This is a genomic window from Gynuella sunshinyii YC6258 (genome assembly GCF_000940805.1).
GTDB lineage: Bacteria > Pseudomonadota > Gammaproteobacteria > Pseudomonadales > Natronospirillaceae > Gynuella > Gynuella sunshinyii.
The window spans coordinates 2176139-2201468 of the sequence record NZ_CP007142.1; the positions used below are offsets into that span (position 1 = coordinate 2176139).

Annotated in this window: 12 protein-coding genes and 1 pseudogene (1 of these 13 only partly in view); 9 read left to right on the plus strand and 4 right to left on the minus strand. The window is 46.7% G+C overall.

What is annotated here, in order from left to right:
• The 3 genes in view from YC6258_RS30915 to YC6258_RS09435 are tightly spaced (at most 14 nt apart) and all read left to right on the plus strand, a layout consistent with a single transcriptional unit that may run on beyond the window.
• Nucleotides 1-11079, plus strand: the final stretch of a protein-coding gene (locus YC6258_RS30915; RefSeq protein WP_044616770.1) for a calcium-binding protein. The gene continues 18210 nt to the left of window position 1, outside the view; the window shows 11079 of its 29289 coding nt (coding positions 18211-29289); its start codon lies beyond the left edge, outside the window; the stop codon is at nucleotides 11077-11079.
• Between the two features lie 14 nt (nucleotides 11080-11093).
• Nucleotides 11094-14054 (plus strand): hypothetical protein, encoded by a 2961-nt coding sequence (locus tag YC6258_RS27240; RefSeq protein WP_052830189.1) that lies wholly within the window; start codon nucleotides 11094-11096, stop codon nucleotides 14052-14054.
• 14 nt (nucleotides 14055-14068) lie between these two features.
• Nucleotides 14069-14536: a hypothetical protein gene (locus tag YC6258_RS09435; protein ID WP_044616771.1), complete on the plus strand. Its 468-nt coding sequence runs from the start codon at nucleotides 14069-14071 to the stop codon at nucleotides 14534-14536.
• On the opposite strand, the gene YC6258_RS09440 is transcribed toward YC6258_RS09435, so the two are convergent.
• Complete coding sequence (locus YC6258_RS09440) at nucleotides 14529-15134, minus strand: DUF4291 domain-containing protein (protein ID WP_044616772.1); 606 nt, start codon at nucleotides 15132-15134, stop codon at nucleotides 14529-14531. The two genes, YC6258_RS09435 and YC6258_RS09440, sit on opposite strands and share 8 nt — an antisense overlap.
• 334 nt (nucleotides 15135-15468) lie before the next feature.
• On the opposite strand from YC6258_RS09440, the gene YC6258_RS27245 reads away from it, so the two are divergent.
• Entirely contained in the window at nucleotides 15469-17949 is a 2481-nt protein-coding gene (locus YC6258_RS27245; RefSeq protein WP_144407601.1) for a hypothetical protein, read from the plus strand.
• A gap of 10 nt (nucleotides 17950-17959) precedes the next feature.
• Nucleotides 17960-18283: a hypothetical protein gene (locus YC6258_RS09455; RefSeq protein ID WP_144407602.1), complete on the plus strand. Its 324-nt coding sequence runs from the start codon at nucleotides 17960-17962 to the stop codon at nucleotides 18281-18283.
• Between the two features lie 42 nt (nucleotides 18284-18325).
• On the opposite strand, the gene YC6258_RS09460 is transcribed toward YC6258_RS09455, so the two are convergent.
• Nucleotides 18326-18802, minus strand: a complete 477-nt coding sequence (locus YC6258_RS09460; protein ID WP_044616775.1) for a hypothetical protein — start codon at nucleotides 18800-18802, stop codon at nucleotides 18326-18328.
• A 62-nt stretch (nucleotides 18803-18864) separates the two neighbouring features.
• On the opposite strand from YC6258_RS09460, the gene YC6258_RS09465 reads away from it, so the two are divergent.
• A complete protein-coding gene (locus YC6258_RS09465) occupies nucleotides 18865-19071 on the plus strand; it encodes a hypothetical protein (RefSeq protein ID WP_044616776.1) in 207 nt (68 codons plus the stop codon).
• An 11-nt stretch (nucleotides 19072-19082) separates the two neighbouring features.
• Entirely contained in the window at nucleotides 19083-20162 is a 1080-nt protein-coding gene (locus YC6258_RS30920; RefSeq protein ID WP_044616777.1) for a transposase, read from the plus strand.
• A gap of 53 nt (nucleotides 20163-20215) precedes the next feature.
• Here YC6258_RS30920 and YC6258_RS28110 read toward each other — a convergent pair.
• Nucleotides 20216-21393 (minus strand): IS3 family transposase gene (locus YC6258_RS28110; protein WP_144407603.1). Its coding sequence is split into 2 segments (ribosomal slippage): nucleotides 20216-21135 and nucleotides 21135-21393, totalling 1179 coding nucleotides; the frame shifts between segments, so codons are not numbered across the junction.
• A 164-nt stretch (nucleotides 21394-21557) separates the two neighbouring features.
• On the opposite strand from YC6258_RS28110, the gene YC6258_RS09485 reads away from it, so the two are divergent.
• Nucleotides 21558-22877, plus strand: coding sequence for a tetratricopeptide repeat protein (locus YC6258_RS09485; RefSeq protein WP_044616779.1), 1320 nt, complete (start codon nucleotides 21558-21560; stop codon nucleotides 22875-22877).
• 188 nt (nucleotides 22878-23065) lie between these two features.
• Here YC6258_RS09485 and YC6258_RS09490 read toward each other — a convergent pair whose 3' ends face one another.
• The gene (locus YC6258_RS09490) at nucleotides 23066-23662 is read right to left on the minus strand and encodes a hypothetical protein (RefSeq protein WP_044616780.1); all 597 of its coding nucleotides are present in this window, start codon (nucleotides 23660-23662) and stop codon (nucleotides 23066-23068) included.
• A gap of 604 nt (nucleotides 23663-24266) precedes the next feature.
• On the opposite strand from YC6258_RS09490, the pseudogene YC6258_RS09495 reads away from it, so the two are divergent.
• A pseudogene (locus YC6258_RS09495) lies at nucleotides 24267-25234 on the plus strand (IS630 family transposase).
• Nucleotides 25235-25330 lie beyond the last annotated feature (96 nt).

The window sequence follows — 25330 nt, forward strand, 5'->3', positions numbered from 1 at the left end:
CGCTATTCTATCAATGCCGAAGGTGCGGTGACTGAATACCGTTATAACAGCCTGGGCCTGAAGACGGCAGAGATTCGCTATGGACAGACTGTTACGGAGGAACAGATTGCTTCTGGAAGCTGGCAGACCCTGCTGGCAGATATGGATCAGCAGATCTTGGTCTTCGAGTACGATGCCGGTGGTCGGATGGTACGCACGACGAATGAGCGTGGTGTCATCACCGAATATCGCTATGACGACTTTGGTAATAATGTCTCCGAAATCAACAATGTTGGCGACAACCAGCGGGTGCGCAACCGTAGCTTTGATCGGCTGGGTCGTGTCATTGAACAAAGTAGTGCTCGTGCTGTCAGTGAACAGCGCGATGGCAGCCGTATCGTTTACGACATTTTTGGTCGCAAAATCAGTACAACGGACGAAAGCGGTGCAACTATCTGGTTTTATTATGACGATAACAATAGGTTGGTGTATCAGGTAGATGCAGAGGGAAGTTTGACAGGGTATCAATACGATACCCTTGGCCGGGTCACTGATGAAACCCATTATGCTACCGCTGTCGCCGATCTGAGTGTGATCAGCGGCGGGGTTATCGATGCTGCTCTGACTGATCAAATCAAACAGAGCAGTGCAGACCGTACCATCCATTCGCACTATAACCAGCAAGGTGAGCTGGTCAGTAAAACTGACGCTGAAGGCTATAAGACGCAGTATCAATACAATATGTTTGGCGAATTGATTCGTGAGTTGCAGGATCTTGAGCTGAACAGCCTGAACCAATCCATCCGTCAGGTCATTAATGAATATCAGTATGATCATCGCGGCCTGCTGACGGTTCGTGCCATGGATACTGCTGGTTTGAATCTGATAACAGAACAGCAATATGACGCCTTTGGTCGTCAGATTTTGACCATTGAAAGCGGTGATGTGATCGCCCGTACTGGTTATGACCGCAATGGTCAGATCATTGAGCGCATTAATGGTGAAAACGAACGTCGCATCACCACTTATGATGCTTATGGTCGGGTGCTTGCCAGCATTGATGCTTTAGGTGCGGTGACCCGCTATCAATATCTGGAAAATGGTGCCCGTGTACGGGTGACCAGTCCGGAAGGCATCATTACCGAAACCAGCAGTAATGCCTTTGGTGAAAAAATCTCTGTGACCGATGGCAATGGCAATGTCACTCACTATGAGTACGATCAGAACGGTCAGTTAGTTAAGGAAACCCGTGCCGATGGCGCAGCGATTCAGCATAGCTATGATGAGGCCGATCAGCGTATTAAAACCATTGCCGCCAATGGTCTGATGACTGAATATCGTTACGATAAAGCTGCCCGCTTGCTGGAACGCACCCAGATAGCTGAGAGCGAAGGCATTAAACTGACCACTCAATATGCCTATAACGCTTTTGGCGAACAGGTCCGGGTTACCGAACCCGGTGGCAAAATCACCGAAATCAGCTTTGACCGTAATGGTCAGGTGGCGCAGCGTCTTGTGGATCCCGATGGTATCCGTCATGTTCAGCGCTTCAGCCATGATGGTCTGGGTAATCAGGTATTGGTCACAGAAGGACAGCTGGCCAGCAATGGCCAAACCATGACCACAGAGTTGAAGACTGCTTATGTCTACGACAACCTTGGCCGTCTGGAGCAGGAAATTACCGATCCGGATGGTACTGCGGTCAGCACGACTTATGTTTATGATCATCATGGTAACGTGGTGCAAAGCATTCAGGGCGAGAGCCTGAGCCAGTACCACCATTATGATCTGGCCGGGCGCGAAACCTATACCATGACCAGTACTGGTCAGGTAATACAGAAAGTCTATGATGAGGAAGGACACGTTATTGCCGAAGTGCTTTATCACGGCACAGTTACACTGGATGCATGGCAGTCAGAGGCTGATCTCGAAGCCACGCTAAAAGGTCTGCAAAGTACTATTACCTATTATCTGTATGATCAGGATGGCCGGTTGAGCTATAAAGTCCTGGCTGACAATCAGGTCACACAGTATTTTTATGACGGCAATGGTAATCAGATTGCTGAAAAAGTGCTGGATGTCTCCATCGCCCAGCTAGGGCTGCTACTGCATAATTACCCTCTCAATGTTCAGGGACAGGGACAGGGAAGCTATAACTACAGATCTACAGGCTATACCTTTGCACTTGACACGGTAAAAGCAGTAGGAGAGGCAGGGAAGCTGACTGTCAATGTAGATATTGATTTTCCAGACATGTATTACATGGAGCTTTCGCTGATCGGTCCGGATGGAAATTCCTATAGTCTCAAGCCCTATCGTTCCGATAATGGTAAAAATCACTTACACAAAAGCTTTGAAATAGACGCTGGTGATCAGGATGTGGTCGGCCCCTGGCAGTTAAGAGTTAAGCCTAATTCGAATATGTCATTTACCCTGAATGACTGGAGTATCGATTTTGAATCTGTCACTCAAAAGACGACTGTGCAGGATTTCAATGCTCAGGCCAAAACAGAATTTGCCAAAGCTGATGCATTGTCCATTACCCGCACTGTTTACGATGTGATGAACCGACCGGTATTTAAGATCGATCCAGAAGGATATGTCACTGCTTATCAGTATGACGTCAATGGAAATGTGCTGGCTACCGCTCAGTGTGTTAATCCTGTTTCTGTGGGAGCTAATCCGAGCCTCGCAGACGTCGCAGCCCAGCTGGTTTATGACAACAACCAGGATAAAATTACTTACTACCGTTACGATGCCTTGGACCGTTTGATTGCGACTGCAGATGTCAGTGGAATGATTGACAGCAGTGATCACAATTCCACCACGCTGATGACACAATATTGGTATGACGCGGCCGGGCATGTCATTGAGACAGGTTCATATCAAGCCACTTTGCTTGATCTGTCCAGTGAGAATGCTCGTTTTCAGTGGCTGCACAGCAGTTATAATATTTATGACACAGCTGGTCGCCTGAGTGCGGAAGTTGACTCGGCCGGATATGTCATTGCTTATCAATATAATGCGTCTGGCGAACTATTGACTAAAGTACGCTTTGCTGATGCTTTATCTATGGCTGAGATTAACAGTGATGCAGATTTTTATGCTGCAGTTACGCTGCTGATGAATAGCCAGAACCCAGACACACACGTTACCAATTACGAATACGATGGTGCCGGTAATGTTACTGCTGAAATAGATGTTTTTGGTAACCGCACCAAATATTCCTATGACAGTACTGGTAATCAGATCGCTGAAACCAATGCTCTGGGTTATACCATCCGCTATGGTTATGACAGCCTCGGCAACCGTACCTCTGAATATCATCCTCAGGTGGGTGTTGAAAACGCCGGTCTCGAAATTCATCGTACATTCGATGCTTTGGGTCGCATACTGAGCGAAACCAACAATAATGGTTTGAATATCCGGTATAGCTACAATGCTCGTGGTCAGTTGATTACGGAAAACCATAATGGTGTGATTGTTGAGCATCAATATGACGCCTTTGGTAAGGAAATTGTCCGTATAGAAGCCAAGGGGCTTGCTGATGAGCGGATCATCCGGTCTGAGTATGATCGCCGTGGTCGGGTGATTGCCACTATTGATGCTGATGGCCAGCGAACGGAGTATAAACATGACGCACGGGGTCGGGTGATTGAGCAGATCAATCCCGACGGTACTTCGGTATATACCGCTTATGATGGCTTGGACCGGGTTGTGGTCAAAGTGGATGCCAGTGGGCTGAAAACTGTCAACCAGTATGATGTTTATGGTCATTTAACAGTTGTTTCCCAGGGCGCTGATAATGGTTCACTGACTGCAGATAAACAATTCAAAGGTGAAGTGCAGACCCGTCACTACGTATATGATGAGTTGGGTCGTCAGGTTGCAATGACCGATGTGGAAGGCTTTACAACCACAATGGAGTACGATGCTTTTGGTAATCAGATTCGTATCCGTAGTGGCCAGTATTTGTTAGCCGATACCGACCCTGGCTATAGTAGCGAAAAAGCCTCTGTCGTCAGTATTGAGACCCTGACATTTGACTACGATGCCAAGTCACAACTGGTTAAAATGACTGATGTGTATGGGTCCACAACGACCTATGGCTACGATGCTATTGGTAACCGTACGCGGGAAACCGGTGCCGCGAATAAATTGAACGGTACTGCAGCACGTATTACGGTAGACGTCTATAACGCTGCCGGTCAGCATATTGAAACCAGGCAGCCTGCAGGCGGTATTATTCGTTACGAATACGATCAATATGGCAATGTTGCCTATCAGCGCCAGTTACAGAGCCAGGAGCCAGAAGTCTGGTCAACTATTGCTTACAGCTACGACAGTGAGGGGCGGGTTGTAACTGAAACTGACGATTATGGCGCAGTTACCCGTTATGGCTATGATAGTCGCGGTAATGTCATTAGCAAATCCATGGCCTACGGCACATCCGAAGAACGCACCACCCGCAGCGAATATGATTTGCTGAACCAAAAGGTTGCGGATATCGATGCTCTTGGCAACCGGACCGAGTATCGCTATGACGCCAGTGGCAATCGTATTGCAGTGATCGACGCAGAAGGTCATCAGGCACGTTACTACTATAGTGACGGCGGTCAGTTGATTGCCGTGGTGGATGCCGAAGGCGGTGTTACCCGTTTTGATAATGATGTATTTGGTAATGCTATTGGTACCCGGCAATTCGCACACAGTATCGATATCTCAACGATAGCGGTGCAGGATCGATATGATTTCGATGTTATCAGTGCGCTGCTGGTGGAAAGCAGTCAGGACCGTGTTACGGCAATGACCTTCGATGCCAACGGCAACAAACTGTCTGCCATGGATGCAGAAGGTCGGGTGACTACCTGGAGTTATAATTCACAGGGCTACCAGCTCAGTGAAGTTCAACGTGATATCACCAATCTGCAGGAACGCGCCACTTACTATGAATACGATGCCAGTGGCCGCCTGATCAAGTTTACCGACGTCGATGGCGTGATCACAGAATATCGTTATGATGCCGCCGGTAACAAAGTCAGAGAAAGCATTTCGACTCCAGCTGGCAGTAGCTATAAAGAAGTTGTGCGGGTAACTGAATACCAGTATGACCTGAATAACCGGGAAGTCTCCCGCACCTTTGATCCGGATGGACTCAAGATTGCTGAAGGTTTTGAATACGATCTGGCTGGTAACAAAATTGCCTATATTGACGGTAATGGCCACAAGACAACCTATAGCTATGATCAAAACAATCGAATTACTGGTGAAATAAATAGCCTGGGTGAGAGTAAGCGGTACAGCTATGATTCAGTTGGTAACCGTGTCGCGGTTACCGATGGCAATGGCAATATCTATCAATTCGTCTTTGACCAGGCCAATCGCGTTATCCGCGAGATCAAACCTTCCGTTCAGGTCACTCGTTTCGATGGTGAGAGCTGGGTAAGCACACAGCAAAACCTGGTGGTTCAACATGTGTATGATGCTTTGGGTAATGAAACCCAGACTATCGATGCAGATGGATTCAAGACCACTCGCTGGTTCAACAGTAATGGTCAGCAAGTCGCCGAGCTGAACGGCCGTAATGCATTAACTGCATGGGAGTATGACCTGTTTGGCGACAAGGTAGCCGAATATCGCTACAACGAGTTTCTTAGTGATGATGCTCATGATGTGACCAAGCAGCCTGTTGTGACCAATGATCACCGTATCGCGGTGCTTATGAGTTATGACAAGGCTGGCCGTCTGTCTCGTATCGATTACCCACAAGTAGAGCATTACGATCTCGATCTTTCTGCAAATGTCAGTGTGACTCAGTCGCTGGCAGAGATTTACGAAACCTACAGCTATGACGCTTGGGGTAATGCTGCCAGTCACCGGGATAAGAACGGTCATCTGACGCTGTTTTACTATGATGCTAAACAGCGCCAGATAGCCATGGTCGATGCCCTGGGTTATTTGACTGAAACCGTCTACGATGACCAGAGTAATGTTGTCGAGCAGAGGCAGTATAATACTCCTGTTGTGGTAACAGATCTTGAAGGTGGAAAAATTCCGGCTAAAGGTTTCACTTTCGCCGGTAAAGGTGTAGTTACTTATACCATTTCGCGTGAATATGATACGGCCAGTCGAATGATTAAGGAGACAACTCCCGAAGTCGAAACCTGGACTCGTGCAGATGGTGCTATCACCACACGGATTACCAGCACATATGAATACGACGCCAATGGCAATCAGATTGCCAAAACCCGAGCTGCGGGCAGTAATCTGGCTGTCACGGAGTACTTCTACTTCGATGCCGCCAATCGTATGGTTGCTGCCGTGGACGAGCAACGCACTCTTAGCGAATTCAGTTATGATGGTAATGGTAATGTGGTGGCGCGTGAGCGTTTTAATGGTCGTGTCAGTTCAGGTGATTTCCGTAATGAAACCGTTGCTGATTTGCGTGCCCAGATCAGCGCTGTCAATGGCCATCGTATCAGTCAAATGGCTTATGACGCTCTTGATCAGAAAATTCTTGAAGTAGAAAAAATAGATGGTGGAGAAGCGATTGGCGGTGTTATTTATGATGATAATGATCTGGTGACCGAATATCGTTACGATGGTCGTAATCAACAAACCGCTAAAATAGAACGTGAAGTTACACCAGTTACCGATCTGGCGGAAAGTCAGAACAGTAGCCTCAACGGCAATCGTCAGACCAGAATCAACTGGAACCTCATCTCCTGGAGTGCCTATAACGCAACCGGTGATTTGATTCGTACCGTGTCACCGGATGGTACCGGTTCGGTATTCCAATATGATGCCCTCGGCAATCAGACTCTGATTTACACCGGTGCAGTATCCGATTTCCCGGATGTCGCGACGGGTGTGTCCGTGGTAATGGGGGATCAGCTTACGGTGCATTGGTCCGGAGAGTCCAGGGCATATGTGATGAGTTATTCTGATTCACGAGTGGATGCGGTTAGCAGTACCGGGGAAATTGATTGGCAGGCGTTGACTGAGAATGCCAGCCAGAGCGGTATTACCAGTCGTGGTGAGACGGCACTGACTGCAGCGCCAGGAGAGGACATATATTTCCGTATTGTCACAGTGGGTCGAAGTGGCAATAAGACGGTCAGTCAAGAATATCATGTTGCGGTACCTGCTACTTATCAGCAGGTTGAGATGGTTGCTTCTGGTGACCATTATGCCGCCGAGGTCAGTTTTAACGGCCCGGTCAGCAATCCGGTGATTCAACTGGGCAGCAACAAATACAGTTTGGTACAACAGAGCGATGACCGCTATCGTGCCGAGTTGCCGAGGGGATTAAGCGCCAGTACCAAATACCAGGTACAGTGGACCTCAGCCGGTAAAAATTATACGGGTGAAACACTGACGATGGGAGCCAGTGAAGCACACTATAGCACCGCAACAGATTACAGTGTCAGTTATGCTTCTGATACCGGTAGTGGTACTTTCAATGTCAGCATGACTCCAGTACTGCCCAATACTCTGATTGATTTTGACAGTATCGCGGTTGTATGGGAGCAACAGTTGCCGTCGGATAGCACAGAAACCCCGGTGGTCATGGCGCAGGTGTTGTCGGCTGATGAAATTGCTGCAGGCACTGCTTTCCCCGTTACCATGGAGGGACTGTTGGCTGGCGATTATAAGGTTAGCGTTCGCGCCAATATCGATGGCGAGGAGGCTGTACTGGCCAGCTTTAGCCATACTCTGGCGAGTAATGACTTCGACGGTATCGCCAGTCAGGATTATCACAATAACAGTATTGCAATTGCACTCGCGGGAACGGGTTCCATAAACAATCCAGGTTATGCTCTGATCCTTGATGGACAACGTATTGACAATGTCCAGCAAGGAAACTATCTGACTCTGAGTGAGCTGGCGAATCAGAACCAGTATTATCAGCTCTACAGTGGGGAGCAGGTTGGCAGTACGCACTCTCTGGAGGTCACCACTGCTTTGGTGGAAATACCGCAGAAAGACGCTGATGGCAATCCTGTGACAGATACCAATGGTGATCCGGTGATGTTGGCCGATCACCGTACTGCCCAGGTTGCTTTAACCCTTGATGCCGATCAAATTGCTGCAATGGATAGCAATGGCCTGACTCTGTCATGGAAAGCTGCCAGTACCAGCCTGAATTTTGATAATACTCAGACACTGACTCCGGACGCAGATGGTCGCTACCTTGTCGATCTCGATGATCTTGCCCTTGATGGAGCCTACGATCTTAAACTCAGTTATCGCACTAAGGACGGTACGGAAGTTCTGGTTGACTGGGTACGTTTCAATAGTGCCGATGAATCCACCAGCTGGATTGATCACTACTCCTTAAGTCTGGATAACCATGAAATCAATGGTCGTATCTACCCCAGTGGCGATAACCTGCAGGTAGCTGCCGGACTCTATACGGGTCAGGTCTTACTGTCTGCTCAGACACTGAATGTTAATCTGGTACTTGATGACACCAGTTACTCTGGGCAGTCACAAGTCTCTGGCAAAGATACCGGCTACTTCCGTAAGAGTGTTTATGACGCTTTAGGTAATGTGGTAGCCACTTACAATGACAGCGGCATCTGGACGACTTACAAGCTCGATGCCATGGGTAATCGCCTGGAAACCACCGAATGGGGGACAGAAGAGAACCAGCTCAGTGGTAAAGGCGAATCATATACTCAGTACAGTCAATATGATGCATTGAATCGTGAGGTCAGCCATTGGGGCATTGCGTCCGCAGATGGAGAGCGTTCGGTCAGCACTAAGATTTTTGATTATAACGGCCATGTCGTTCGTGAAACCCGTGCTGATGGTAGCTACGTGAGCTTTGATTACGATGCTGTCGGGCAATTACGCACTACCCGTTATCGTGCCGCCAGTGGGGGGGTATTGCGTGAGGAGATTAGTCGCTTCGACCAGCTGGGTCGTGAGACGGCCAAACTCGACGCCCTTGGTAATGGTGTTGAAAATGTCTATAACTCATATGGCAACCTGAGCGCCCAGTATGTTGCTGGCACGGATGACCATTTCAGTTTCGGCTATGATGTTTTTGGCCAGCGTACCCAACAAATCGAAACCAGCAATACGACCCAGGTTATTCGTAGCTGGTACGACAATGCTGGTCGGCTGATTAAACAGAGCACAGGTGACATAGCGACGGAATACCTGCTCGACAGTCGCGGAAACCGTATCCGCAGTCGCTTTGCCAATCATGACGTCATTGAGTTCTATGACAGCCTGAGCCGTGTCGTCACGCGTATTGATCATCACAATGGTCGAGCTGTGGTGGACAATATGCACTACGATGCATTTGGTAATCTGATCAGTACGCGCGATGCCAATGATCACGTCAATAGTAAAGTGTATGGTGCCTTTGGACGCCTGATGCAGGAGACCGATGCCGATGGTCGTACCACTCATTACAGTTATGATGATTTCGGTCGTCTGATTCGCGAGTGGGCTCCGGCGATCAGCCTGGAACACATTGGTACTATGGGTACCAAAGACATTCGTCGCAGCTATGACAGCCGAGGCCGTTTGACTGAGATTGATGATATTGGCACGGGTGTCAAAACCAAATACCAATATGATGATATGGATCGCCGTATTCGTGAGATTCGCACCCGTAATGGTGACTACAGCACCAACGAAGCAGATATCCGCTTTGAATACGATGATATGGGAGAGCTGGTTTTCTGGCACGACGATTATGCTAATGTCGCTATGCGTTACAGTTTTACTGCTGATGGTCAGCTATACACCGTACAAGGTTGGAAAGACTATACCTCGGAAAGTGATAAAGGCACGCTGAGCACCCATCTCGAATACGGATGGAATCATGGCCGTCTGAGTCAGGTTTACGATCATCTCAGTGGCAAGCACCAGTACTACACCTACTACAGTAATGGCCTGCGCAAAAGCTATGACGATGGCTCTAACATATATAGCTATCGTTATAATGCTAACGGTCAGGTTGTTCGCTCCGAATGGCAAAAAGATGGCCAGACCTGGCATGCTGCCTGGGGTTACGATGCTCAGGGTAATAATGTCAGTTATCAGGTGTTTGCGGGTGATCAAGAGAAACAACGGCAGAACACTGTTTTTAACAGTGAAGGTACTCGTGTCGTCAGATCGGAGCAGATTGATTATAAAACCAAGCAGGAAGCTTTTATCAGGAGGATCAAGCACGGTGGTGGGTCCGCTAATAATGACGCCGATTACACCTGGATTACTGGAACTATCCAAACAAATACTCGTAGCGTGACCACCAATGACTATGACCTGGCCGGGCAAATCACACACGTTGATATGCAGAACTATGAAACTAAAATCACGACGGCCAGTGATCCAGAGTATTCAAAAACGGAGGACAAACGGGTCAGTCATATCTGGGACGATACCACCTTCAGCGCCAGTGGTTTGAAGCTCAAAGAAACATTGGATGGCGACAATACCAAGAAAGCCAGAACCAAGACCACGACCACGAGTTTCGAGTACGACAGTAATGCTCACATGACCCGGTTCAGCAAGTCCAAAGACACCAAGGGAAATACTGAAATCGGCGATTTCCGCTACAACAACGATGGTCAGATCGTATATCGAAACATTAATCCGGCGGATGAGGACCTGAAAACCCACAACCGCACTTACTTTTATGCCAATGGCCATGCCGTTGGTGATAAAGGCACGGATGACAAAGGCAATCAGGTCACCAATCTCGGAACGGGTGATTACCGCTCTCTGGTCAATATCAGTGAAGACTTTCCAACCAGTGCCTTGAGTAGCTTTACTGCCACCGGCGGTGAAACCCTGCGTCAAGTGGCAGCCAATCTGCTGGGCAATGCCAATCTGTGGTTTATCCTGGCAGAGGCGAATGGTTTGAGTGGTACAGCTACCCTCAAAGCCGGTCAGACGATTACCGTGCCGAACAGCGTAGAAAGCGGCAAGCTCGACGCTGATACGCACAAGGTCTACAACGAGAGCGAGATCATCGGCTCGACCATGCCAAACGTTCGGCAGAAAGCGAAGAGCAGACGTTGTAAAAACTTCTTTGCCATTGTCATCATGGTGGTGGTAGCAGTAGTCGCTCAGCACTGACTGCTGGAGCTTCTATGCTCATCATGAGCGCAGCGCTGGCTGCCACCAGCGGTGTGGTTATGACGACAGTCGCTGTTGCGGCTGCTGTGATTGCTTCTGCGGCCGTTGGTGCGGCGATTTATGCGGGAATGAATATTGTTCAGCAGGGCATCCTGATCGCTGCTGACATCCAGGATGGATTTGACTGGTCCCAAGTTGGAAAACAGGCCATTAGCGGCGCGGAAAGTGGTGCATTCGCAGCAGCCACGGCCGGAGCCGGCATGCTCTCTGGCGTAGCACAGACCTTGGCCAAAGTCGCCATCCAGGCGACCAGGATCTACGTCAACCGTTCCTCCTATACAGACAAGCATGGTCATATCAATAACTGGAGTGGAATGACGTTGCAGATGCTCTCGGTCTTTGGTAATGGCAGTGAAGCCGCAAATCAGGCAGGCAAGGCCGCAGATAACGCCAACAAAGCGATGGCGGCCGTGAACTGGATCAACCAGAACGCAAACTACATCAGTCCCTGGCTGAATCTGGCAGAAACGTCCATCCATCATAATGGTCAGCTAACAGATGCAGACTGGGTCAATGCCATTGGTCAAACCTTCAATGCGGTGGTGGGAGATAACGTTCAAGGTACCCGCTACACCGATGTGATCAAGCGTTCGGCGCTGGAAACCGTTGGCGCGGTGGCGCTGTCGAGCATCGATAAAGAAGCCGCCTACAGTTACTTTGAGAACAGCGTTGCGAATGAAATCGGGAAATACGCAGGTGGAAAAATTAAGCAGGTGCTGAAAACAGACACCTGGGGGCAGGATGCGATGGAGCGGGCGAAGCGTCTGCGTACCGCCGCTCAGATGATCAATCAGGTCAAAAAGACCTATCACATTACTGAAGCAGAAGAGAAAGTGCTACTGGATGCTGCAAAGGACGGCGAGTTTGATACTGCATATGTATTGGTCAATGGATTATCAAGCGGCAAAGAAAAGGCCTATGCCAAGTTCGATCACGAAACAGGTCAGGTGAGTGTAGATGCTGACTTGGCTGAAAGAGCAAAAATGGATCCGAATGCTGCTGCAGAACTTTACGGTTTTGCCATGGAAGAGAGAGGGCATCAGCTGATGGCGAAACTGGAAAACCTGCGGGGCATCCGTGATTTAAAGCTGGACGAAGGAGCGTTGATTGGCAGAGGTATGCTTGAAGACGCAGCGAAAAGTGCCTGGATAGGTTCTTTCAGTTATAGCCTGGATTTTGGCAACGGCGCACAAACTTACAGTTTTGGAAAAGCGAATGCCCTGGATATACGGGATCAGTACTTTGGGGTTGAACGGATATTTGCGGATTATCAGACCAATGGGGTTGAGTATGCAGGTATGAGCGAGTTCGCCAATCCGATACAAGACGCTATCTTTGCGATGAGGGCTTTGGGTAATGACAACTTTGGAGCTTTAAGCCCAGATCAGAAACGTACGTTAACCAACCTCTATGATCAAGGTGTCAAACCGTTCGACAATGATGTGGATCTGCGTTGGAACCTCAGTACGGAAGAAATGGGTACTTTGGGTGATCTTGCAAGCCAGGCGGACGAAGTCTATAGCTCGTTGATGAATGTCAATACAAATGCATCTGGCCAGCTATCAGGCGCTGCCGCTCGGCAGATCCTGAATGCCGTGGCCAATGGTGAATCTCTGAAAATAGGTAGTAGCAATCAAATAGATGCCAACAACCAACTCAGGGACTTTTTGCGGACCTTTGGTGTGGAAAGTAAACCCTGGACGGTGAAAAGCATCAGTCGTTCACGGATGGCAGGTACACAATACTCAGCAGAGAGTTTAAGAGATGTTGCTGCCATGCTTTCCTCAGCCATAGATACCGGAGTGTCTGACCAATACCTTCAAGACAAAGGTCTTGATCGGATCTTTCAGTACGCCAAAGGCGACGATGCGATGAAATCCTATCAGGCTATCGTCGATTCTATTGGCTATCTGGCAGATGGTTCAGAATATAATCGCCTGGAAACCCAGATGAGAGGAGGGGCACGGATATTGGATACGACCATTGCCTCCACGACGTCAGAATCGAGAGCGGTTGCTTACCTGTATGCCCAGAAGAGTGATTTCCGTAAAGCCGGAGATATCGGGCTCCAATTGGCGGTAGAAAACTTCAGGGATGGTAACTACTTTACCAGTGCTGTAACCGGTGTGGGTGGTGTGGCATCTTCTCTGACAGTAGGCACAATGGATGCGGTGTTGTCCGGGTTCGAGAAAATGAATTACGCCGAAGCGCCACGATCTATCCGGGATAGTGGTGTACAAGACCTGGCTATAGAAGCAGCAATGGCCTTACCAATTGGTAAGGGTATTAAGGTTCTGAATGAGCTGGCCTCACTGAAGCGTTTGGGTGAGACGGGAGAAGTGATTGCCGATACCCGAGGTCAACGCTGGTTTGATGTGGATAATGAAGCTGCGTTGACGGTGAAGGAGTTGGAGGGTAGAGTTCCAAACAAAAATACTATTGGAATTCCAGTCACGCATTCGCCCAATCGAGTAAGCCCGGTATTAGACTTCGATGCTCATGGGAACGAAATTTTATATCGAACAATGAGTCCTGCCGACTTTGCGAAGATGCAACGTACTGGTCAAGTGCCAGCTACCGGTGAAACTTTTGTATCTCCTTTGGAGGCGTATTCAGCGGGCTATGACGGAACGCTTGTAAGGATTACCGTGAAAAAGGGAACAATGGATCAACTTCAAACTATAGGTGTTTCGGGTAATCCTGGTACTTCGAAGCTGTTCCCTGATTTACCAACGGAAACCAGTGGTTGGACAGCCAATAATGCAATGTTCAAGCTGGAAGGCTCTAAGGGTGCTAAGAACGCACATATTAGAGCTATGAATGAAGGTTACGGTGTTGTAAATACGGGGCTTGGGAAAGGCGAAGCACTAAAAATATTTAATAGCAATATTCTTAAATACGAGCCACTGAATTAAGTTTTGGAAGTTTTATGTTTTTAAAATTAGATGAAGATAATTCTTCTTTGCAGTTGGTTTACCAATTGTCTGAAGAACTCAAGAATGACCCAGAGCAAGTGGCGATGGCTCAAGCATTAACTCAAGATGAATCTAGGCCCTTCGGATTAAAAGGAACGCATGGGCTTTTTGGTTCAGATGAATGGTGGGACAACCTTCGAAAAGGTGTTTTGCCGGTGCGGCATGTTTCTGGTGTTATAGAGCGTCTTTTTGTCTCAGGGCAAGAGAAAGGTATGGAAGCAAATACCTTTGATCTCTTGCTAAATGATGGAGGGTCGCATACGGAAAGTATTTTTGTTGACAGTGAGAAATATCGCCAGCTTTTTAAAGTGGGTAGTCGAGTAGAAATACTCTACGCGCTGGATGAATTGAAAATGCAGCCAGCGCCAGGGGGTAGGATAAACTATTCAGAAATCGTAGTAGAAATGGCGGTATCTAAATAAACGCCATGCCGAGTGTCTGCGCCAATTTATTGTTCACTTGGTAAGGGCGTTCAACAGGAAGTCGCTGTCTGGCGGCTTCCAATTCGCCGTTCTCCACAAGAGTATGGATTTCTTCCGCAAGTTCTGTCACTTCGGTGATGTTCTGAATCCACTCATTAACATAGAGTGGTACAGCTTCGTTAGTGAGTCCGATTTGAATTGCCCGATGCTCTAAAGGCTGCAAATGCAAATCCCGTTCGGGGTCCCACTGGATGCGAACGGGAGTTGCGTTTTTAATCTTTAGCCACTCTTCTTTGTTTTTATAGTTATTGGCTTCATGGCTAAGCAGGCTATGTTCCAGCGCCCACTCAAAACCTTCCCTTGTAATGTCGATGGCCAGAATGCGTTTCTGGCCGCTGTCTTTTTTACCCCAACCTGAGCGATACATCATCCAAAGAAAAGATGGCTTAATCCACGTCATGCGTTCCATCTTGAAGGGCGGTGACTTGAAAGTGCCGTGCTCTAAAGCAGAGTTCGCAATCGCATCGCTGTAAGCCTGATACACACGAATGGTTTTATCGTCATAGACAGCGCGAATCTGCCGGGTAGGGATAGTCATAGTTCACCCGTTGCTTGCAGATAGCCGGTTGGCGGTGTGTTTAAGAATTAGGCTGTCTAGTAGCTCCTTGGCTACCTTCTTCTCGTCAGGTGAGAACTGGCTAAGAGAAAAATAAAAAGGACACCCATAAACTTGAATTACTGAAATCGGCGATTTCCGCTACAACAACGATGGTCAGATCGTATATCGAAACATTAATCCGGCGGATGAGGACCTGAAAACCCACAACCGCACTTACTTTTATGCCAATGACAAAGGCAATCAGGTCACCAATCTCGGAACGGGTGATTACCGCTCTCTGGTCAATATCAGTGAAGACTTTCCAACCAGTGCCTTGAGTAGCTTTACTGCCACCGGCGGTGAAACCCTGCGTCAAGTGGCAGCCAATCTGCTGGGCAATGCCAATCTGTGGTTTATCCTGGCAGAGGCGAATGGTTTGAGTGGTACAGCTACCCTCAAAGCCGGTCAGACGATTACCGTGCCGAACAGCGTAGAAAGCGGCAAGCTCGACGCTGATACGCACAAGGTCTACAACGAGAGCGAGATCATCGGCTCGACCATGCCAAACGTTCGGCAGAAAGCGAAGAGCAGACGTTGTAAAAACTTCTTTGCCATTGTCATCATGGTGGTGGTAGCAGTAGTCGCTGCAGCACTGACTGCTGGAGCTTCTATGCTCATCATGAGCGCAGCGCTGGCTGCCACCAGCGGTGTGGTTATGACGACAGTCGCTGTTGCGGCTGCTGTGATTGCTTCTGCGGCCGTTGGTGCGGCGATTTATGCGGGAATGAATATTGTTCAGCAGGGCATCCTGATCGCTGCTGACATCCAGGATGGATTTGACTGGTCCCAAGTTGGAAAACAGGCCATTAGCGGCGCGGAAAGTGGTGCATTCGCAGCGGCCACGGCCGGAGCCGGCATGCTCTCTGGCGTAGCACAGACCTTGGCCAAAGTCGCCATCCAGGCGACCAGGATCTACGTCAACCGTTCCTCCTATACAGACAAGCATGGTCATATCAATAACTGGAGTGGAATGACGTTGCAGATGCTCTCGGTCTTCGGTGATGGCAGTGAAGCCGCAAATCAGGCAGGCAAGGCCGCAGATAACGCCAACAAAGCGATGGCGGCTGTGAACTGGATCAACCAGAACGCAAACTACATCAGTCCCTGGCTGAATCTGGCAGAAACGTCCATCAATCATAATGGTCAGCTAACAGATGCAGACTGGGTCAATGCCATTGGTCAGACCTTCAATGCGGTGGTGGGAGATAACGTTCAAGGTACCCGCTACACCGATGTGATCAAGCGTTCGGCGCTGGAAACCGTTGGCGCGGTGGCGCTGTCGAGCATCGATAAAGAAGCCGCCTACAGTTACTTTGAGAACAGCGTTGCGAGAGAAATCGGGGAATACGCAGGTGGAAAAATTAAGCAGGTGCTGAAAACAGACACCTGGGGGCAGGATGCGATGAAGCGGGTTCAACAAAAACGAGCAATATCACGAATGTCTTTCATAGACGTTAATGACCGAGAAATAGTTTCTAGTGAACAAGGTGCGATATTCGATAGCGTAATTGATTCAGAGTCAAAATTGTCCGATAAAGAAATAGCAACGGATAATTTCAAAGCATTACTAGCCCATCGAGATAACTTGGATCAAGTGGGTAGAGATATTCTGAACGATGACGAGTTCTTTGCTCACGTTGTACAGGATATCCGCGAAAATGGTTATGACTCACCTTATGCACAGATCAGTGGTCTCGTTTTAAAAACAGATGACACTGAGCTGTTAGCCAGCATAGTGGCAGATAATCGGAAAAGATTCGCAGAAACAATCATCGATCAAGGAAACTTTGTTGGCGCTATTGCTGTAAAAGGCATGGAACAACTTGGTTACTCAGATTTACCTGATATTTCGCACGATAAGATCGATCGTGTAGATAATGCCACCATCCAGTATTTTGCTAATCCTGAGGGCGCAGAAGGGGTATCTCTTAATACATGGCAGACATTACGCGCAACAGGTTTCATTGATGAGAAGACTTATCAGACGATAGGCTATTCCGCATTTGAGAGTGAAGCAGCTAGAGCTGAGCTGATTGCCACAATAGCAACTCTGGGATTTTCCGCAGTCAGAAATCCAAAGGGTGTCATTGATGGTGCCAAATCACTTTGGAATGGTGGGAAAGCGGCGGCCAAGTTATCCGCAGAGGGCCTTCAGTATGGTGTCAGACAGTTACGAGTGCTTGGTAATCTTGCAAAAGGCAAATTGTCTACTGTATTTCCAAAGGGTAAAAATGTGAACTCTACTCTGGAGATGTTAGAGTCTAAAATAGCTGGAAGGCCAAGAGAAATTGGATATATTGTCGATAGTAAATCAGGAGAGGTATTAGCAACCACTAGAGCACCTATTTCGAATCCAAGGAAACTTCGTTTTGATGAAGAACAGTTGCGTTCCCTTGAGGGAAATATTATGACACATAACCATCCGAGTGGCGCTACGTTTTCTATACAAGATATCTCAACTGGACTTGGTAGTGGTGCTGAGGAAATTAGAGCTGTGACTGAAGAAGGAATACATGTAATAAAGTTTGCAGACAATGCCCCTAAATATGCAGGTAACCAAATGGGGGCTATTGGTTACATGTCTAAACAGCAAGAGATTGCAATATCTGAGTTAAAGTCCGAATTTCAAAGTGGTGTCAGACAATTACCAGTTGGTGCATCAAAAGCGGAAATGGAAGTTTTCAACGCAAAAATTATTTTGGATAAAGTGTTGCAGAATAATGAATGGATCCAATATAGCTTTATAAAGAACTAGGGTGTATTTCATGATAAATTCGAAGGCAAAAAGTATCAATGACGTTGTCGATGGTTTCATTGATATGCTTACAAATGAAGAGTTGGATGAATTTAAAAATTTCATACCCAACCCAATGATTAAACAGAAAATAGACTTTTATGATTATGTTGTTTCTAAGTTTGATTTAAAAAATGATGGCCAATGGATTGTCGAAAAACTCAGTGAAGAATTCCCGATAGAGTCTCAACTTCTTGGAAAATATGACTCCTATGGAAATCGCTTATTGGATTGGGAAGTTGATATGATTATCAAATTGGCTAGGGAAAAATTGGGGCTGACTTTTGAGAAATAAAGAGTAAGACGCAAACGCTGAGTACTTTGATGTAGGTGGTTATTATAAACCTGACGATTGGATTGAGTGGGATAAAAATAAAAAGGACACCCATAAACTTGAATTACTGAAATCGGCGATTTCCGCTACAACAACGATGGTCAGATCGTATATCGAAACATTAATCCGGCGGATGAGGACCTGAAAACCCACAACCGCACTTACTTTTATGCCAATGGCCATGCCGTTGGTGATAAAGGCACGGATGACAAAGGCAATCAGGTCACCAATCTCGGAACGGGTGATTACCGCTCTCTGGTCAATATCAGTGAAGACTTTCCAACCAGTGCCTTGAGTAGCTTTACTGCCACCGGCGGTGAAACCCTGCGTCAAGTGGCAGCCAATCTGCTGGGCAATGCCAATCTGTGGTTTATCCTGGCAGAGGCGAATGGTTTGAGTGGTACAGCTACCCTCAAAGCCGGTCAGACGATTACCGTGCCGAACAGCGTAGAAAGCGGCAAGCTCGACGCTGATACGCACAAGGTCTACAACGAGAGCGAGATCATCGGCTCGACCATGCCAAACGTTCGGCAGAAAGCGAAATGCTCATCATGAGCGCAGCGCTGGCTGCCACCAGCGGTGTGGTTATGACGACAGTCGCTGTTGCGGCTGCTGTGATTGCTTCTGCGGCCGTTGGTGCGGCGATTTATGCGGGAATGAATATTGTTCAGCAGGGCATCCTGATCGCTGCTAACGATAACGATAAAAAGGACACCCATAAACTTGAATTATATCCCCACATCAACTAACATCGACCACCATGACCAAACCCCGTAACGAACAAGTCTCTCTGGAAGAGACATCCTTTTATCACTGCATGGTGCGCTGTGTTCGGCGGGCGTATTTGTGTGGTGCTGATTCTGAAACTGGTGAGAATTTTGATCACCGTAAGCAGTGGTTGGTGTCGCGTCTGCGGTTTTTATCCTATGTGTACGCCATTGATATTTGTGCCTATGCGATCATGAGCAATCATTATCATGTGGTGCTACATGTCGATCAGGCACGCGCTCAAAGCTGGTCGGATGATGAGGTGGTGGAACGCTGGTTACAGCTGTACAACGGGGATGTATTGATAAACCGTTGGCTGGCGGCGCGTAAAACAATGTCAGCCGCCGAGTTACAAGTCGTGTCGGTTACGATTGCCCAGTGGCGTGAACGTTTGTGTTCCATTAGTTGGTTTATGCGTGGTGTCAATGAAACCATTGCCCGTATGGCCAATGAAGAAGACAACTGCAAAGGCCGGTTCTGGGAAGGGCGCTTCAAGTCTCAGGCTTTATTGGATGAAGGTGCATTACTGACCTGTATGGCTTATGTGGACCTGAACCCAGTACGTGCTGCCATGGCGGATGATCTGATCGATAGCGACTTTACCTCAATTCAGCAACGCTTGTTCGATTACGCCAAATACAAAACCACCCAAACCAAAACCGCTACCGAACAAACACTCACCCAGCGTGTTTCCAAACAACGCCAACTTAAGCGTGAGTTGAAGCTTGATCACCTACCGGAATCTCCATTGATGCCTTTCAGTGGACGTCAGCAGGATTCCATTCATGCAGCCCTTCCATTCACCCGGGAAGACTATTTCGATTTGATTGATACCACCGGGCGTTGTCTGCGAGATGACAAACGGGGTGCCATACATCCTGACACCGAAAAACTGATCAGCCGACTGGGTATCGACCCGAATCAATGGCTGAAACATGTTCAAAGTTATGGTCGGTCTTATGGAGACAGTGCCGGTTCGCGGGTTTCGTTATTGCAGTATGCGGATCGATTTAAGCGTCGATGGAGTAAGGGGGTTAAAGTGTCTTCGGAGTGTTATCTTAGAACCGGTTAATCTATTCTGGCTGTTACATCAGTCAGTCTTTATGTTGAACAGTAATGTAGTGGTCAACTAATTTTGGCCACCCCTTTATAGTTTTTGAAGTATTCTTTCTCTTTCTGATTGGGAGCTAATCCACCATTAAAACTATGAGGTCTTTTCTGGCTATAGTAGCCGACTAAATACTTCACAATATGTTGCTTGGCCGATTCAAAGTCTCCGTAACCTTTAACAGGTACCCATTCCGTTTTTAGTGACCGAAAGAGTCGTTCCATCGGACTGTTGTCCCAGCAATTGCCTCGACGGCTCATGCTTTGTTTTATTTTGTTGCGCCATAGCGTTTGCCTAAATTCTACGCTGGTGTAATGACAGCCCTGATCACTATGGAATAATAAACCCTCCGGTTTCCCTCGCATTTCAAATGCCATTTGTAGTGCCGCCTTAGTTAGCCTACTGTTCGGCGAGTGGGACATAGCCCAACCCACTGGCTTTCTTGCGTAAAGATCCAACACGACAGCCAGGTATGCCCATCGTTTGCCCGTCCAGATATAAGTGACATCGCCACACCAAACCTGATTCGGAGCCGCAGGTGCAAAATCTCTGTTCAGAATATTTGGTGCCACATGATGCTCATTGCCACCACGCTGGTATTTGTGCTTCGGTACCTGACAGCTCCTCAAACCCAGGGCTTTCATTGCCTTACCTGCTCGATAACGGCTTACTACATAGTCGGCCGTTGTAGCGATGGAAGCTATAGTACGAGAGCCAGCAGAGCCGCCACTCAATTCATAAGCTTGTTCAACTTTCGAATGCAGCTTTAGGGTTGACGCTGTAGGGCCTTTTGGCCGATTCACCCAATATTTGAAGCTGCTGCGATGCACTTCAAAGACCTCACACAATCGGCTCACGTTGTAGCTCTCTTTCAGTCGCTGAATCAGCGCAAACCTTTCATCGAGTCGGACATCAAGAGAGCAGTAGCCTTTTTTAATATTTCGTTCTCTTCATCTTTCCGTTTCAGCTGGCGTTCGAGTTCTTTAATTCTTTTCTGATCCGCTGTCATTGGGTTTGCTGGTACTGCATCGCCAGATAGCTCATTGCGTAGTTGGCGTACCCATTTATCCATAGTTGATTTGCCAACATTCATGGCTTCAGCAGCTTCCCGTACCGTGTAACCTTGACTAACAACTAATTGTGCTGCTTCTAATTTAAATTCGTCACTAAAGCGACGACGAGTATCTTTTTTCATGTATCCACCTGTGTCTATTATGGTGATAATATCACCTCTTAACAGGTGGCCAAATTAACTATGCCACTACATAATTCTGTTTTAAATAGTGTGGTGACGAGATATGCGTTTGAAATAAGGCGCATCGAGTCGAAGGCGATTTATAAGGATGAGTTGGTAATCAAATGGCAGGAAAATTCGATAATTTTCATAAAATAGAAATGTTGCTCAAACATGGCAGGGTTAGGGCGGCAACGCAGTTTTTATATGAACAGTTGGAGAAGTATCCAGACCGTATCGAGCCTGTTCTTCAGTTGGGTGCATTTTATCGTAGACGCAAAAAATATGACTTGGCTAAGATAATCTATGAAAGAGGTTTGAGGAAGTTTCCAAAGGCTCCTGCATTGCTATCCAACTACGGCAACCTGTTAACTGATTTGAAAGAGTTTGACTTGGCCGAAGTTTACCTCTTACGGGCACGCAGTATTCATAGTAGCCATGATATCGTTCGTAACCTGGGTCTTCACTACTTTCATCGGGGAAAACCCAAGGAGGCTTTGGCGCTATTCGAGTTATTAGTGGAGGATCAGCCTGATAATGCCGACTATCATTGGCATCGTGCTCTTTGTTTGTTACATCTAAAGCGTTTCAAGGAAGGCTGGGAGGCGTATGAATGGAGAACTCAATTACATCCAAATCTTTATCCAACTCGAAAGTATAAAAAATGGTGCGGAGAGAATCTGTCTGGAAAGACTATCTGCGTCACTCTCGAACAAGGGTTGGGGGACGCGTTGAATTTTCTTCGCTTTGTTCCCTTGTTGCATAAACTTGGTGCAGTTGTCTTTCTGGAATCCAAGCCTGTTTTTGAGGGGGTGTTTAAATGTATCTCTGGGGTTCAATTGATTGATTCCGATGAAAGAGTGGAGTCTATTGACTATTATGTGCCAATAATGAGTTTACCTTTTTTACTTGGATTGACTACTGAAAATCAACTGTTTGAATTAGACCAACCCCTAGCTATAAAAGAGCGTACTGCATTTAGTTTTCCATCTTCCGGTAAAAAGAAAGTGGGATTGATATGGGCCGGAAAAAAGACACCCAAGGACCGTTCATGTGACCTTTCAAATTTCAATTTTCTATTCTTTAATTCGGATATTCAGGTGTATAGCTTTCAATTTGATAGCCGTAAATCTGATATCGAAAAGAATGGATATGAGAATTTTATAATAGACCTTTCTTCTCATATATATAATTTTTATGAAACAGCCTTGCTTTTAAAAGAAATGGATTACGTTATTACGGTTGATACATCGGCTGCACACCTTGCAGGATTGATAGGTGTACCCGTTAAGCTTATGTTATTGCATTACTCGGATTGGCGGTGGTTTGAAGGCAAAAGTACACCGTGGTATCCGGCAATGACCCTCTATCGACAACATCAGCCAGATGATTGGTCTCAGGCTATTCTGGAACTACGGCGAGATCTGGAAATGAGTGAGGAATAAGGTCTACGTTGCTTTCCTCACCTCATTACGACAGTGGCACTAAGGAGCGTGAGAGGGTTCTGTCTGTCGAAGTTTGGATGTTTTACATAACTTCCAGGCAATTAAGGCAGTGATCATTAGGCCAGCCAGGATCAGATAGCAAGAATGGTGATAATGCATATCGATAGACTGGCCGGATGTCTGACCTGTTAAAATTTGTATACGTTAATCTTAAAGCTGATCTTACTATTTTTATAGGCTTTAAATATCAGTAGTGCAGTAATCAAGCTACCAATTATAATCGTTCCCGTTGGCCCAAGAACATCTGCGATATTGTAAAGCAGCTCTTTTTTTCTTGCGTTTTTACCTTCTAGATCAACCTCTTCACCATTTAGAGATGTCACTAGATAAAATAAAAGATAGGTCATAATGGCTGCCAGAACTGACAATATTATGTGCTTTCCCGACTTTACGAATAACCCTGGTTCGGTGACCTTGACCTCGCCTGATGATCCGACAAGCGATTGTATATCTGCAACAATTTTTGCTTGAACTTCTTTTGTTAGAGTCATTACACCAATGTCATCGCCCATTCCTTTGGCTTCAATTATCGTTGTACGTTTTGGGTCGGATGCAACCCTTAGTCCAGATATTTTATCCTTTGAAATAAAAATCGACCCTTCACCTAACTTCTTTTTCGATTTTTCATCAAACGATTTAAGCTCTTCGTCAGAAAAATTTTTTTTTAGTGTAAAAAAGACAGCAGAGTCAGAAATACAAAGAATTCCACCATTTACTTCATACATTATTACTTTCTCCTTATATGATCTTGATCTTAGAAAATTTAGTATAGTACCTTTCTGATCTCTATCATTTTAACGATAGTATTTGTTCCTGGTTTAGAGCGCAACGATAAAACAGTCCGACAATATGCACTTGTAATATAAAGAGTTCTTACTCCCTGCCTTCTTTGTATTGAGGGGATCATCGGCTATTTCATACCAGTTACTTTTGTACGCTGTGTAAATGAGCGCATCAATATCCGCTGGAATACCTGTGTCAAATAATGCTAATGATAATTCAATATCTGGCAACGCATTGCTATCGCTTCTGTATCCAATGTTCGAACCACATTCAGAACAAAATGTGCATTAACCTGAATATTTCACGTGAATTTCTCTGTTAACCATTAATTCTTATCTGAGGGTTAGTGAGTAAGTTCCGTTTCTTCAGTGGTAGAAATTCTGAAAGAGAGATTGATTTGCATTAGAAGAAGCATTCAGTCATAGGGACTATTTACTGTGTTTTCTATTATTAACCCGGCGAAAAAGATATCTGATACAATAGTCCAATGGAAACGACAACAGACACAAGAAAACTACCACGAGAAGTGATCGAAGAAAACGCCGCATGGCACATCGGTTACGCATGCGTGGATTCACACGCGCAGAGATTGGTCAAGAGCTCGGCGGCGTACATCCAGATACGATCGGTCGATGGTTAAAGCTCGACACAACCAACCTCACTGTCAATCGAGGGGGGCGTAAGCAGGGAGAAGCAAGACGGTTATCTGCTGACCAGGAAAAACACATTAGATCACAGATCATCGACAAAACGCCCGACCAGTTAAAACTGGATTATGTCTTGTGGACACGAAAAGCCGTGTGCGAGTTGATTGAGCAGGAATTCAAGATCCAGTTGCCAGTGAGAACGGTCGGTGATTATCTCAAACGTTGGGGCATGACCCCCCAAAAACCTGCAAAGCGAGCGTACGAGCAAAATCCGAAAGCCGTTCAACAGTGGTTGGATGACGATTATCCGAAGATCAAAGCTCAAGCATAACGTGAAAACGCAGAGATATACTGGGGCGATGAGACGGGTATGCGTAATGACAGCCAGCACGAACGAGGCTATGCCCCAAAAGGAAAGACACCGGTTGTTCGGCTTAATGCCAACCGTACCTCCACCAATATGATTTCGGCGGTGACCAATCAGGGAAAAGTTCGATTTAAGATATTCGATGGGTCAATGAATACCGACATTCTGATTGATTTTTGTGAGCGTATCATCAAAAGCGCGGGCAGAAAGGTCTATCTGATACTGGATAATCTTCGTGTTCACCACGCAAAAGTATTTAAAGCTTGGCAGGAAAAACATCGGGCAGACATAGCGGTATTTTATTTACCATCCTACTCACCGGAACTGAATCCGGATGAATATTTGAATTGTGATTTGAAAGCAGGTGTTCACAGTGGCAAGCCAGCGAGAAACAAAGAAAAATTAAAGAAAAAGTTCGAAGTCATATGCAGATGTTACAAAAGAAACCTGGTCGAGTGCGGAAATATTTTATCCATAAAAAAATTGCTTACGCTGCATAACAGGTATGTTTAATCGCCGGCTTAATACAAAACTGAAAACGCTCTAGCCAGCATATTCCATTGCTTCCTTATCGTCTTATCTAATTCTTAGTGAAT